Genomic DNA, 13,823 nt, shown 5'->3' on the forward strand with positions numbered 1-13,823 from the left:
ATATTTTAATAAAATAAGGTTAACGGCTAAAGAATAGAGATTATTGCACTAAAATTGTCACCCCATAATAGGGTGAATAAACTATAATACCGACCGGTGAAAATTTAGATAATTTTTCAAATGATATCAATCATTTTTGGCAAGACAAAGCCAATTAACTACATAATAATTCTTTCGTTTCTCTTTGTTTTCTATTGGTTCGTGCACTTTTCTATGTTCGATAGAATCTATTCCATGAGTCAAACATTTTGGCAGATGTTTATTTTGGCGGTTTTATTTTTCAGCATTTTCATTGTAAATTTTATTGTGAAGCGCAATAAAGTAACGGGTGCAAACTCCTTTTCCATACTTTTTTATGGACTGTTAATGGTTGTGTTTCCAGAAACATTGCTAGATTCTAATGCTATTTTTTGTAGCTTTTTCCTATTGTTGGCCACTAGAAGGCTAATAAGTATTAGGTCATTGAAAGAGATTAAGTTTAAAATTTTTGATGCAACCATTTGGGTTTTAGTTTCAAGTCTCTTTTATGATTGGGCCTTGTTGTTTCTAATTTTAGTGTTGGCCGCCATATATTTTTATGAACCAAAGAATATTAGAAACTGGTTGGTGCCACTTGCCGCTGCTTTTACGGTGCTTATGATTACAGAATGTGTTCTTGTTCTGTCTGGTACACAAGATTTTTTTGCAGAACATTATAAATTTACGGTTTCACTCAATATCACTTACTTCTCGTATTGGGGGCATAGTACCAAACTTGTTTTATTCGCATTGACCACTTTTGTAGCGGGCCTTTTGGCTTTTCTAAAATTGGGAAAAGCCGGGTTCGGAAGAGTGATTACCATGCGCCTAATAGCTCTTTCTTTTATTATAGGTCTAGTTTTAAATGTACTGCTACTATCAGACAATGTGTACCCTATTATGATTACTTTCTTTCCGGCAGTTGTTTTTATGACCAAGTATATTGAGTCGTTACGGAAAGCCAATATTCGTGAGATTATACTCATGGCTGCAGTAATTATTCCATTTTTGGTATTGATGACTGCCATTGCGATAAAATAATTATGAATAACTTTGCGCTAAAGCAATAAAAGATGTTCAGCAAGTTCGCCTATACTATTTTTACAGGAAGTATTCAGAAATATCATGTTAAGGATGATGTTTATCAGTCTTTTACAAACCCCTACCCTAAAGATGATATAGCTCATTTGCTCTATCGTAAAAACTGGATAGACACGGTTCAATGGCATTATGAAGATATTATTCGTGATCCTGCAATTGTACCTACTGACGCGCTAGTTTTAAAAAGAAAAATTGACGCAAGTAATCAAGACAGAACCGATTTAGTAGAGTTTATCGATGGTTATTTTTTCGAGAAGTATAAAGACGTTAAGGTTAAGGATGGTGCTACTATAAATACAGAAAGCCCTGCTTGGGCTATAGATAGGCTTTCAATTTTATCATTGAAAATCTATCATATGCAAGAAGAGGTTGACAGAACGGATGCCTCTGCTGAGCATATTGAAAAATGTACTCAGAAACTGAATGTATTACTTGAACAACTTAAAGACCTATCTTCTGCAATAGATCAACTGTTAGCAGATATTGAGGCTGGCGATAAGTATATGAAAGTTTACAAACAGATGAAGATGTATAATGATGATGAGATGAACCCAGTTCTCCGTGGACAAAAATAAACCACATCACGTATTAGTAATAAGGCTTTCGGCCATGGGCGATGTCGCAATGACTGTACCTGTGCTTATTGCTTTAACAAAACAATACCCGGAACTGAAAATTACTGTGCTTACGCGTAAATTTTTCAGTCCAATGTTTATTACACTACCAAACGTTGACGTTTATGAAGCAGATGTAAAAGGAAGGCATAAGGGTGCATTTGGATTGTGGAAGCTATATAGAGAGCTTAGAAAATTAAAAATTGATGCTGTAGCCGATTTGCATAATGTACTGCGAAGCAAAGTACTAAAGCGGTATTTTAAGTATGGCAAAATTCCGGTTCAGCAGATTGATAAAGGTAGACCAGAAAAAAAGGCACTAACCAAAAGTACTTCTAAAGTTTTTAAACTTTTAAAAACAACTCATCAACGATATATAGATGTATTTCAAGAATTAGGTTTTTCTATCAATTTATCAAAAGACTCGGTATTACCTAAAGAAACCCTGTCGGAGGATGCGCTTAAAATAATTGGCTCAGATTCAAAAAAGTGGATTGGTATAGCCCCTTTTGCAGCGTTTGAAGGGAAAACGTATCCTTTAGAATTAATGGAAGAGGTTATAACATCTCTTAATAATACTGATAAGTATAAAATATTTCTTTTTGGCGGCGGTTCTCTTCAAGAACAGAAGTTGGAAGTTCTTGATAGTAAGTTTAATAACTGTTTGAGTATGGTTGGTAAACTTTCATTTAGTGATGAACTGGCGCTTATATCAAATTTAGACATCATGTTGTCTATGGATAGCGGCAACGCGCACTTGGCTGCTATGTACGGTATTCCCGTAATTACAATTTGGGGAGTTACTCACCCGTATGCTGGGTTCTATCCGTTTGGTCAGGATATGGATAATGCTCTTTGTGCCGATAGGGAAAAATTCCCGCTCATTCCAACATCGGTATATGGTAATAAAATGCCAGAGGGTTACGAAATGGCAATGCGTACAATTCTACCCGAAACCATTGTAAACAAACTTCAACTCGTTTTAGATAAAGTATAAGTCGGTTTTATACTGTTGCCGTCTTAGGCTCTAAAGATTTGAAATACTGACGCAATTGAGACATAAATCTGTATTTACGTGCACTAGGAGCTGTTTCTACCATTAAGGTTCTAACACCAATATAAGAGCTCATAAGATAAACGGCAACACCTTCACTATCTACATGTCTATCAATATGGCCATTAAATTTACCACGTTGTACGGCAGATACTAAATTCACTTCCCAAATACGAAGAATATCGTTCAGGTGCTTCATTATAGTTTCGTTCTTACCGTTAAACTCGTTGATGAAGTTACTCAGCACAAAACCAAAGTCGAATTCATTATGAACCGCAGTCTCTAAAGCCTCTTCAAAACACTGTGTAATAAGATCTAATGTATTGTCATGACCTTCAATAGGCTCTATAAGCTGACTGTACATTTTTCTCACCAATAGATTTTCAATAATCTGAACGAAGAAATCCTCTTTTGAATCAAAATGATAATAGAAAGCACCCTTAGATAAAGACAACTCTTTTAAAATATCATCAATACTCGTGTTATAGTATCCGTTTTTGTAAAAGAACTCTAATCCTGTTACTTGCATTCTTTGCATGGTAGCCATACGTTTTAAGCTCTTGGTCATAATTTTAAATTTGGGTTAAACAGACCGTTGGGTCTCATACAAATAACCCCTGCAATGAATGCTATGTTCGAGAAGAGGGGTCATGCGACCAAATTTTTCGATAAAAGGACCAAATTGGCTAATATGTGGTCATTCAACGAGTGACGTACAAACCACATAGTCGGTAAATAGTGTCGATTACCGAGCTTAAATAGGTTGTATGTCATTAGAACAATCACTTTTTAGCTGCTTTATATCTAATAAACACATCACAGAGATGTAAGAAAATATATACAGGTGCGTGAATTGAATATCACTTCTTTAGTATCTTGCACCCAAAAGTTGAGTAAGGTTGAAAAACTATTACGACGAAACTTGAGAAATGGGGCAAACAAGTAAGGATACCGCGATATTAATATTCTCGCTTTCGGCACAGCTGGAAGCGGAACGAAAGTCGCTTTTTGGCAAACGCAACAAAAAATCCTCTAAAGGGTTTTTTGATATCCTTATCAACCGTACCCACGAAATTGCCACCTCTACAAAGGCCGATGTTTTTGTAATAGACGAAAGCTTACAGAAAGGAACCTCATTTGGAGAACGGTATGCGAATGCTTTTCAAGAGCTTTTTGACCTAGGGTACAACAAAGTGCTATCCATTGGTAATGACACGCCAGACTTAACAGCTAAAGTGCTTAAGCAGGCAGTTGACCGCATACAGAGTAATGATTTGGTTATAGGCCCTTCAACAGACGGAGGAGTCTATTTGTTGGGGATGCGTAGGGAATTCTTCAACTTGGACCAATTTAAAGCGCTCCCTTGGTTGCAGGCTAACTTGTTCAATACTTTAGTAAATGGCGCTTTCTGGAAAAAAGGGAAAGCTCATTACTTTGATGAACTTTCGGATATTGACACAGCTCATGCCTTACATCAATTTTTATATAGTTCGGATGATGTTATTCTAGTAGACTTCATCTTGAATCATTTAACGGTCTTTACAAACCGTGCTATTCACTCAAAAACATTCTTCTTTTCAGATAATTATTCATCTTCTTCTCAATTAAGAGGTCCGCCTGCAATTCTTTTTGCAGCATAGTCTAGTCTTACTTGGGCTAGAAAAGGAGCAGTGTAATAGTATGGCATTCTCCTTTTCATAAAACAAATAACAACCCTTTATTGAATTTTGATGAAAACAGCTATAATAGCGCTTATGCAGCTATGTACAATATTGGCATATGGCCAAACCAATTCATACACTGCAAAAATAATGGATACTGATAACCAGGCTGTGCCTTATGCCACGGTAAACGAGTTAGGTTCCAATAATTATGTAGTATCAGATGAATTAGGATTTTTTACGCTTCAGACCGAAGCAACAAATTTTACGATCAGTATTGCATCCATAGGATATATAACAAAAGAGATTGCAACGGTAAACGGAAGCTTACCTGAGGTAATTACACTGGAACTTTCTTCCGAGCAACTAGATGAAATTGTGGTCACTGCTTTAGGCATTGAAAGAGAGAAGCAATCGTTAGTCTCTGCAGTAACTACTGTGAAGGCGGAACAGCTTACAGAAGTGCCACTTACGAACATGGTGAACAGTCTTGCTGGTCGTGTAGCTGGAGTTCAAATTACGAACGGCTCATCTGGAGTAGGCTCTTCATCTCGTATCGTTATTAGAGGTGAGAACTCCTTGGGCGGTAGCAACCAACCTTTATTTGTGGTTGATGGTGTACCTATCAGTAATGAACAGATTACCAGTAACCTTGTAAATGATGGAGCTCTTCAAGAAGTAGATTTTGGTAATGGAGGCTCTGACATTAGTGCAGATGATATTGCTTCTATCTCTATTCTTAAGGGAGCCGGTTCAGCAGCTTTGTATGGAGCACGGGCGGCAAATGGTGTAGTAGTTATTAATACAAAGAGAGGTAGAAAGAAAAAGGGACTTGGTATAAGCATCAATAGCACGTTAACGGTGGAAAGTTTATTGACCTTGCCTGATTATCAAAATGAGTATGGCGGTGGTTCTAATGGCGAGTATGCTTTTCAAAACGGAATAGGTGCCGGTGTAAACGATGGCGGAATTAGTAGCTATGGTCCACGCCTAGATCAAGGGCAACTTATTGCTCAGTTTGATAGCCCTTCCGTAAATATTGATGGAAACCCAGTTCGTGCAGGTGATGTCATTTCTCGTACCAGACCTGATGGTTCGTTTACAGATATAACGGGTATTCCTTGGGTCTCAAGACCTGATAATGTTCGTAATTTTTTTGAAACAGGGGTAACCTATCAGAACAATATTTCCATTAGCACAGGTGGAGAAAAAGGAAGTGCACGACTGTCTTATAGCAATTTAAAGAACGACGGAATCGTGCCCAATACCGATTTAAAAAGAAACGGGTTGGCTCTTAGTATAGACCAAAATGTACATGAAAAGTTTAAAGTCAAAGCTTTCTTGAACTATATCAACACCCGTAGCGGTAACCGTCCCAATTTGGGGTATGGTTATGAAAATCCGCTTTATGGGTTTAACTGGACGGGTAGAAACACCAATGTTGAGTCGTTACAAAATTATTGGCAGGCAGGCCAAGAAGGCATTCAACATTATGATTTTAACTATTTATGGTTAACAAATCCCTATTTAACCGTTTTTGAAAATACCAACAGTTTCAATAAAAACCGAATTCTAGGTAATGCCTCGGCTACGTATGATATAACGGATAAATTAAGCCTTAGCGTTCGTGCAGGTATCGATACCTATGATGATAAAAGAGAGTTTCGAAGAGCAGTTAGTACCAATCAGAATCCGTTGGGTACTTATCGAGAGGATGATGTTCGTTTTAGGGAACTTAATACGGATGTTTTGCTTTCCTATTCGGATAAAATCAATGCCGATTGGAAATATAACGTATCGGCAGGTGCCAACCGTTTTGATCAGGATATTCAATACAAATACTCGGAAGCCTCTCAATTGGCAATTCCTGGTATTTATACTTTGGCCAATTCAAGAACTCCGCTAAAAGGAGATAGTCAGAAGTTTAATAAGCGTATTAATAGTGTATACGCAAGTGGGAACCTTTCCTATAAAAATTCACTTTATTTTGATGCTACTTTCCGAAATGATTGGAGTAGTACATTACCTAGTGATAGTAATTCTTTTGGCTATTATTCGGCGGGGCTTAGCTATGTGGTGAGCAATATGTTTACGTTGCCCGAAGCTGTTTCATATTTGAATCTTAGATTTAGTGCGGCTAGTGTTGGTAACGATACGGACCCATATCAAAATGTACAAAACTTTGTTTTTAATCAGAATTACGGGTCCAGTTTTCGGGTAACCAATGAAACAGTTTTAAAGAACGCTAATTTAAGACCAGAACGTTTGAATGCGCTAGAAGCTGGTTTGGAAGCATGGTTTTTTAACGGAAGATTTCAATTAGATCTTGCAGGATATCAGAATACCAGTATTGACCAGATCATTTCAAGACCTATATCGCAGACCAGTGGTTTTTCAAACTTTAATGTTAATGGTGGTGAGGTACGAACAAGAGGTTTTGAGGCCTTGGTAAGTGCAGAAGTGGTTCGTTCAGAAGATTTCAGTTGGGAATCATCTGTAAACTATTCTACATATAGAAGTGAAGTAACCAAATTGCCGGATGGTGTTGATCAGTTTGTAACGGGTACTGCGGATATTTTTTCGGGTGGGGGTGGTTCTAATACCGTTTTTTATATCGCAAGGGAAAATGGTCGCGTTGGCGATATGTACGGTACTGGTTTTCTAGAAGTAGATGGCCAAACGGTCTTTGGAGCAAATGGTCTGCCTGTGCAAGACGGAAACCTACGACTTCTAGGGAATTACAACCCAGATTTTACGGTAGGCTTCAATAATAAGTTTTCCTATAAAAATATTGACATGACTATCCTTTTCGATTGGCGAAAAGGTGGCACTATTGTTTCTAGAATTAAGGCTTTGGGAAGTACTTCCGGTGTTTTGCAAGAAACCTTAGTTGGTCGTGAAGGCGGAGTCATTGGTGACGGTGTAGTGAATGTTGGTACGGCGGAAAGTCCGCAATATGTAGCTAATACCACCTCAGTACCTGCAAGTCAGTTTTATAACAATTTCTTTGACCGTGGTAATGAGGACAGTGCATTGTACAGTGCGTCTTATGTAAAACTGCGTCAAGTGGGGTTGTACTATAACTTCCCTAAAAAATTATCAAAGTCTATAGGTTTTCAGAATATAAAACTGGGCTTGGTAGGTAGCAATTTATTATTGTTTACCGAAAACCCTCATTTTGACCCAGAGCTAAATGCTTTACAAGGACAGCGTATCGTTTATGGTGTGGAAGACTTTTCATATCCTTCGACCCGAAGTTTCGGATTCAACATTAAAACCGATTTTTAAGACGAAGGAATCATGATAGGAACTCAAAAAATAAAGATAATGAACAAACTATATATACTAAGTCTCATTAGTTTTACTGTTTTATTAGGTAGTTGTACCGATGAGTTTGATGAGCTCAATGAAAACCCAAATTCACCAGAAACCGTGGATCCACAGTTTTTGTTGTCAAACATTATTTCAGTAGAAGCAGACCAAAATGCCTTTTCTCAAGGGTTTCGTCTAGCAAACTATATTCAACAGTTTGCTGCTAGTGTAGAATTTGAACGAATTGACCGTTATGAGATGGGTACAAATAGCGAGTACTGGAATACGATTTTTCAGTTGTTGAGCGATATTAAATCTATGCGAGAATTGCAGGGTTCTAATGATGCTTACAATGCTGTGGGTGATGTTATGCAAAGTTTTCTATTCTCTCAGTTAACAGATATGTGGGGAGATGTTCCTTATTCTGATGCCGTAAATGCACTAGATGGCCAATTTACACCAGCCTATGACACACAAGAGAGTATTTACACAAACTCTGATACTGGTATTTTGGCAGTGTTGGAACGGGCTTCGACTACTCTAGAAAATTCTAATGCCACTATCAATGGCGATGTACTTTTTAACGGAGACTTGAACAAATGGATGCGTTTTGCCAATTCCTTACGTTTGCGCTACCTAATGCGTATCAGTAAGCGATTAACTGATTATTCAGAGATTCAGGCGTTGGCCTCTTCAGATAAACTCATGCAGTCAAATGCAGATAACGCCGTATTGCCTTATTTGACCTCCGCACCCAATCAATACCCAATGACATTATCAGCTTTAGGCTTATATCAGGAACATCGTATGACCACCACGGTAGATTCGGTATTGACACTGTGGAACGACCCAAGGGTTAATGTACTATACAAGCCTACTCAGGCCAGTGTTAATAATGGTCAACCAGAATTTAAGGGATTACAGAATGGCCAAGGTCGTGAAACAATTGCTGCAAGGGGAATTGATTTAAATGACGTTTCTTTGTTCGGTGCTATTTTTAGAGATGTACCCGATGGTGTAGATGCACAGTTTATGCAGTATTCAGAGGTACAGTTCGCTTTGGCTGAAGCTGTAGAACGAGGTTATATTACAGGTGATGTGCAAGCCTATTATGAGGCAGGCATTGCGGCCAGTTTTGAATATTATACTGTTGAGCTACCGGAGGAGTATCTTTCACAAGAAACAGTGGCACTTAACGGTACAGATAATCTCAATAAAATTTTGACGCAAAAGTGGTTTAGTTTAATTTCAAACGGGCACGAAGCTTGGTTCAATGTCCGTAGAACAGGGGTTCCCAGTTTAAAACCGGGCCCAGACAACTTGAACAATAATAAATATCCCGTTCGGTATTTGTATCCTGAATCTGAACAAGCAACTAATAGTGCTAATTATAAGATTGCGGCAGAGCGAATTGGAGGAGATAATATCAATAGTCAAAATTGGTGGGAAAAAGAATAAGTAAGTATTATAACGAGATTTTATAAAGGTCACAACATTTTAAACGACCAAGAGAACCACAAAGCAAACAGAAGCATAATCAATGAAGAGAATTAAATTTATACTATTCGGTTTTTTATTGAGCTTAGTGGTGCAATCATGTGGGGAGAAGTCTACAAATAATGACGATAAGCTTAAAAGTGCTCCTTGGGAAGATATTGAGGCTATAGCAGAAGGAACAACCGTTAATTTTATGATGTGGCAAGGCAGTACTGCTATAAACGATTACATTAATAATTATGTGGTTCCTAGTGTTAAAGGGAAGTACAATATCAATTTACAGATTAGTGGAGGCCAGGGACCGGAAATTGTACAGCTGGTTATGGGCGAGAAGCAGGCAGATATTGAGCAAGGGCAGGTAGATATGGTTTGGATTAACGGAGAGACCTTTTTTCAATTAAGAAAAGTGAAAGGGTTATGGGGTCCGTTCGTAGAACAGCTCCCCAATGCTTCATTAATTAATTTTGAAGATTCATATATAAGTACAGATTTTCAACAGCCAGTGAATGGCATGGAAGCACCGTGGAGCATTAATCAGTTTGCAATCGTATACGATTTTGAAAAGGTTCCCAATCCTCCTAAAAATATTCCAGAGCTTAAAAATTTCATTAAAGAGCACCCTGGGACCTTTACCATATCTAATGACTTTACCGGTATGACTCTTTTAAAGAGTTTTATGGCAGAATTAGGAGGCGGACCTAATGTATTGGATGGTGCGTTTGATGAGAATAAATACAAACAGCTTTCTCAGAAACTATGGAAATTTATAAACGATAACAAACAGTATTTTTGGAAGGAAGGGAGTACTTTTCCAAAGGAGCAATCTAAAATGAATCAGCTTTACGCTAATGGAGAATTACTCATAGCCTACGGGTTTAATGAGGGTGGTATTGAAGATAAAGTACTGACCGGTCTTTATCCGGAATCAACAAAGGGTTACGCTTGGTCCAATGGTACAATAAGGAACTCTAACTACTTGGGTATCCTTTATAACTCACCAGAAAAAGCAGGTGCAATGCAGGTCATTAATTTCTTGCTTTCCCCTGAGGCACAGTTAAAGAAGGCAGATGCCAAAGGAATGGATTCCAATACCGTATTAGCGATGGATAAACTGGATACCGAATGGAAGGATAAATTCCTAGATGCACGAAAACGTCAATACGGCCCTACCCTTAAAGAACTGGAGGTTAACGCCATTGCCGAACCGGCTCCGGAGTATATGATACGTTTGTATGAGGATTTTAGAAAAAATGTAATTGAGAATTAAAAAACTAAACATAGGAATTCTGCTATTTGTGTTGGTAGGCGTAGTGCCTTTTGCTGCAGCATTCATCTATGCCCTATTATATAGTTTTGGAATAATTGGGGTTGCTAATGATGGTTTTACGCTTCAATTCTGGGAGTCTGTTATTACCTCTGGGACATTTTTTAAATCTTTTGGGTACAGTTTTTTGATAGCGCTAGTAGCTGTGGCTATTTCTGTTGGAGGCGCACTTTGGATTACATTAAAATTTAGACAACAACTAGAGACACGGTTTATGTCTTTTATCATCTATCTACCATTGGCGGTACCGGGTATTGTTACAGGCTTTTTTACATTTCAACTTTTTTCAAAAGGAGGTTTTTTTGCCCGTATCAGTCATAAATTAGGATTTATAACAGAAGCTTCACAATTCCCTGATTTGGTAAATGATGGTTTAGCAATAGGTATTATATTTTCTTTTCTTACCATGATTACACCATTTTTTGTGTTGCTTTTTTTGAATGTTTACAAAAATGAGCGAGTAGAAGAACTTTCTATATTGGCGCAGTCCCTTGGTGCAAATGCTAATCAGATTTCACGGCGTGTTTTTCTACCTATTCTCTTAAAGAAGACATGGGTACTTATTGTGCTTTATTTTATTTTTTTATTAGGCGCTTATGAGGTACCGCTAATTTTAGGACAAGAATCGCCACAAATGCTATCGGTACTGATTATTCAAGAAATAAAACAATACGATTTAGATAAAATTTCAGAAGGGTACGTGGTTGCCGTTTTGTACACGCTAATTGTTTCGGTTGCGGCTATTTTATTATTTCTCCCGAAAAGAAAAAGAGCCTATGCGACTTAATTGGAAACCCTTCGTATTAAGTTTAGTGGTGCTGTTAATTCTGTTTCCATTTGTCTATCTCGTGTTTCTATCATTGGCATCGGAATGGCGATTTCCAGATGTTTGGCCTTCTTATATTGGTTTTAAAAACTGGGTAACGGTTTTTAATTCTGAAGCTGGATTATTAAAGAGTTTTTTCTCATCATTAGTGATATCATTATCGGTTGCGGTGTTTTCTACGACTTCGGGCTTTTTAATCAGTAAAGCTGTTTTCTATCACCCTAAAAAAAGAGTATTAACGTTGTTGGCTTATTTCCCTTATATCTTGGCGCCTGTTGTTTTCGCCGCTTGTCTAAGTTTTTTCTTTTTAAAAATGGGCCTTTTCGGAAATATGACAGGAGTTGTAGTCGCGCAGTTTATAATCGCTTTTCCATATGCACTTTTGTTTTTTAGTAGTTTTTGGAATGAAAAGGTAAAAAGCTATGAAGACTTAGTTGCTACCTTAGGCGGGAATAAATGGCAGACCTACACAAAAGTATTGCTGCCTTTAGCTAAAGGACTTATACTTATTTGCTTTTTTCAAACGTTTCTTATTTCTTGGTTTGAATATGGATTAACTTCTATAATAGGCATTGGAAAAGTACAGACACTTACAATTAAGGTGTTTTTGTTTATTAAGGAGGCTAACTATTTCTATGGGGCGTTAAGTTGTTGTCTATTGATTTTCCCCCCAGTAGTTTTATTATATTTTAACAAGCGTTACGTGTTTAAAAAATTTGTCTAATGTTTCTTGAGGTACAACATATCGTAAAGAGTTTTGGTGATGAAAAGGTGGTCAAAGATCTGAACTTTTCACTGAGCGCTAAACATACTTTAAGTATTCTTGGTAAATCGGGCTGTGGTAAGACCACCATGCTTAAAACTATTGGTGGACTCGTGCCACCTGACTCAGGAAAAATTCTACTGAACGGAGAAGATATTACGGAGACCAAGCCTGAAAAGCGTAGCATTGTTTACTTGTATCAAGAAGACTTGTTGTTTCCTCATTTAAATGCTTTTGAGAACATTGCCTTTGGTCTGAGACTAAAGAAAATACCAGAAGGTTTAATTAAAGAGAAAGTGGAACATATGCTCCACAGCCTTGAGCTTGAAGGACAGGCGGACAAAATGCCAACCCAGCTTTCTGGAGGGCAGCGACAACGGGTGTCGTTTGGTCGTGCTATTAGCACCAATCCTTCACTTTTGTTATTGGATGAACCTTTTGGTAGTTTAGATACCGGTACTCGAAAGCGGATGCAAGAGCTATTTAAAAAGCTGACTGAAGAATTTGATATTACATCACTTTTCGTGACCCACGATTTGAAAGAAGCAGTACTGATGGGCAATCAAATTGGTTTTATGCAAGATGGAGTTTTGAAAGTATATGAGGATAAGAAGGATTTTATTCAGGACCCACAAACTGGTGTACAGAGTGAAATAGAGTTTTGGGGTGGGTTGCTATAGCTTCAATCAATTTCAATAAAAGCAATAAAAAGGACAGTAAAACAATAGAGATGACGAAGAAGAAGGTATGGATAGACACTGATCTTTCCGTGGGTATGACAAGACATAAACGTGATGGCTATTGTGATGTTGATGATGGTTTTGCTGTTTTACAATTGATGAAAGCGCAGAATGTTGAGATATGTGGAATAAGTGCAGTCTTCGGAAATACTGTTATAGAAAATTCATACCCGCTCAGTCAAGAAATGAGCAAGGAGTTCGCCATGGGTGAAATACCTGTTTTTAGAGGAGCAGGCGAAGCTATAAATTTGAAAGAGGGGAATAGCAATGAAGCGGTAGAAGGCTTGGCTGAAGCCCTCCGGAAGCAATCTATGATCATTATGGCCATTGGCCCCGCAACCAACATTGGTTTACTGTTATTAAAATACCCTGAGTTAAGTAATAAAATACAAGAAGTGGTACTCGTTGCGGGACGTAGAACGGCTCAGGATTACTTTAAAATCGGGAATAAAGGAAACCACGCACAGGACCTCAATTTTGATTTGGATAATGATGCGTTTCGGTTAATGTTCGAACATGGTGTTCCGGTAACTTTGTGTCCTTTTGAGATTTCCAACAAGGTTTGGGTTAAGGCAGCAGATTTAGATGCTTTGGCAAAAGGCGATAAAGGAAATCAATGGTTGGCTGAGGCTTCACGAGCATGGTTGCAACAATGGGTAGATCAAGGAGCAGATGGTTTCAATCCGTTTGATGTGTTGGCGAGTCATTATATAATTTCTCCTGAAGATATTATATTTGAAGATTTGAACGCGCGACTGGAAATTCACCAAGACGATACGGTTAAAGAGAACGATAAACAGGTGTTCAAATCCTACTTATTGTGCGATAAAGGAGCAGGTTCGCCTGTTAAGTACTGTTATGATGTTGTTCCCGATTACCATAAGAAGTTAATGGATAGTCTATTGAAATAGAT

12 protein-coding genes are annotated in these 13,823 nt (G+C 37.8%); 11 read left to right on the plus strand and 1 reads right to left on the minus strand.

Annotation, left to right across the window (positions count from 1 at the left end; all coding sequences use genetic code 11):
* Window positions 1-234 precede the first annotated feature (234 nt).
* From HW347_RS03695 to HW347_RS03705, 3 genes are read left to right on the plus strand one after another with little or no spacing between them, the layout of a single operon-like run.
* Entirely contained in the window at window positions 235-1,059 is an 825-nt protein-coding gene (locus tag HW347_RS03695) for a hypothetical protein (RefSeq protein WP_225901800.1), read from the plus strand.
* 32 nt (window positions 1,060-1,091) lie between these two features.
* Window positions 1,092-1,694 carry a DUF4254 domain-containing protein gene (locus HW347_RS03700; RefSeq protein ID WP_214610581.1) on the plus strand — a complete coding sequence of 201 codons (603 nt, stop codon included), beginning with the start codon at window positions 1,092-1,094 and terminating at the stop codon, window positions 1,692-1,694.
* Entirely contained in the window at window positions 1,681-2,730 is a 1,050-nt protein-coding gene (locus tag HW347_RS03705) for a glycosyltransferase family 9 protein (RefSeq protein WP_317195301.1), read from the plus strand. Before HW347_RS03700 ends, HW347_RS03705 begins: the two co-directional genes overlap by 14 nt.
* A 7-nt stretch (window positions 2,731-2,737) precedes the next feature.
* Here the strand turns inward: HW347_RS03705 and HW347_RS03710 are convergent, their stop codons facing one another.
* Complete coding sequence (locus HW347_RS03710; RefSeq protein WP_214610582.1) at window positions 2,738-3,355, minus strand: TetR/AcrR family transcriptional regulator; 618 nt, start codon at window positions 3,353-3,355, stop codon at window positions 2,738-2,740.
* A 361-nt stretch (window positions 3,356-3,716) separates the two neighbouring features.
* On the opposite strand from HW347_RS03710, the gene HW347_RS03715 reads away from it, so the two are divergent.
* From HW347_RS03715 to HW347_RS03750, 8 genes are all read left to right on the plus strand, one after another.
* Window positions 3,717-4,427, plus strand: a complete 711-nt coding sequence (locus HW347_RS03715; RefSeq protein ID WP_214610583.1) for a TIGR04282 family arsenosugar biosynthesis glycosyltransferase — start codon at window positions 3,717-3,719, stop codon at window positions 4,425-4,427.
* 90 nt (window positions 4,428-4,517) lie between these two features.
* Complete coding sequence (locus HW347_RS03720; protein WP_214610584.1) at window positions 4,518-7,736, plus strand: SusC/RagA family TonB-linked outer membrane protein; 3,219 nt, start codon at window positions 4,518-4,520, stop codon at window positions 7,734-7,736.
* A 39-nt stretch (window positions 7,737-7,775) separates the two neighbouring features.
* Window positions 7,776-9,218 (plus strand): SusD/RagB family nutrient-binding outer membrane lipoprotein, encoded by a 1,443-nt coding sequence (locus HW347_RS03725; RefSeq protein WP_225901801.1) that lies wholly within the window; start codon window positions 7,776-7,778, stop codon window positions 9,216-9,218.
* Between the two features lie 82 nt (window positions 9,219-9,300).
* Window positions 9,301-10,524 (plus strand): ABC transporter substrate-binding protein, encoded by a 1,224-nt coding sequence (locus HW347_RS03730; protein WP_214610586.1) that lies wholly within the window; start codon window positions 9,301-9,303, stop codon window positions 10,522-10,524.
* Window positions 10,514-11,368: an ABC transporter permease gene (locus HW347_RS03735; protein ID WP_214610587.1), complete on the plus strand. Its 855-nt coding sequence runs from the start codon at window positions 10,514-10,516 to the stop codon at window positions 11,366-11,368. The genes HW347_RS03730 and HW347_RS03735 overlap by 11 nt, the downstream gene beginning before the upstream one ends.
* Entirely contained in the window at window positions 11,358-12,131 is a 774-nt protein-coding gene (locus HW347_RS03740; RefSeq protein WP_214610588.1) for an ABC transporter permease, read from the plus strand. Before HW347_RS03735 ends, HW347_RS03740 begins: the two co-directional genes overlap by 11 nt.
* On the plus strand, window positions 12,131-12,850 hold the full coding sequence (locus tag HW347_RS03745; protein WP_214610589.1) for an ABC transporter ATP-binding protein: 720 nt from the start codon (window positions 12,131-12,133) through the stop codon (window positions 12,848-12,850). The genes HW347_RS03740 and HW347_RS03745 overlap by 1 nt, the downstream gene beginning before the upstream one ends.
* Window positions 12,851-12,900: 50 nt before the next feature.
* Complete coding sequence (locus HW347_RS03750; RefSeq protein WP_214610590.1) at window positions 12,901-13,821, plus strand: nucleoside hydrolase; 921 nt, start codon at window positions 12,901-12,903, stop codon at window positions 13,819-13,821.
* The last annotated feature ends 2 nt before the right edge of the window (window positions 13,822-13,823 follow it).

Source organism: Zobellia barbeyronii (assembly GCF_018603515.1).
GTDB classification, from domain to species: domain Bacteria; phylum Bacteroidota; class Bacteroidia; order Flavobacteriales; family Flavobacteriaceae; genus Zobellia; species Zobellia barbeyronii.

Coding starts and splice junctions, on each gene's coding strand:
- HW347_RS03740 (WP_214610588.1), top strand. CDS start 11,358: ATGCGACTTAATTGGAAACCCTTCGTATTAAGTTTAGTGGTGCTGTTA.
- HW347_RS03750 (WP_214610590.1), top strand. CDS start 12,901: ATGACGAAGAAGAAGGTATGGATAGACACTGATCTTTCCGTGGGTATG.
- HW347_RS03745 (WP_214610589.1), top strand. CDS start 12,131: ATGTTTCTTGAGGTACAACATATCGTAAAGAGTTTTGGTGATGAAAAG.
- HW347_RS03695 (WP_225901800.1), top strand. CDS start 235: ATGAGTCAAACATTTTGGCAGATGTTTATTTTGGCGGTTTTATTTTTC.
- HW347_RS03730 (WP_214610586.1), top strand. CDS start 9,301: ATGAAGAGAATTAAATTTATACTATTCGGTTTTTTATTGAGCTTAGTG.
- HW347_RS03725 (WP_225901801.1), top strand. CDS start 7,776: ATGAACAAACTATATATACTAAGTCTCATTAGTTTTACTGTTTTATTA.
- HW347_RS03700 (WP_214610581.1), top strand. CDS start 1,092: ATGTTCAGCAAGTTCGCCTATACTATTTTTACAGGAAGTATTCAGAAA.
- HW347_RS03715 (WP_214610583.1), top strand. CDS start 3,717: ATGGGGCAAACAAGTAAGGATACCGCGATATTAATATTCTCGCTTTCG.
- HW347_RS03710 (WP_214610582.1), bottom strand. CDS start 3,355: ATGACCAAGAGCTTAAAACGTATGGCTACCATGCAAAGAATGCAAGTA.
- HW347_RS03720 (WP_214610584.1), top strand. CDS start 4,518: ATGAAAACAGCTATAATAGCGCTTATGCAGCTATGTACAATATTGGCA.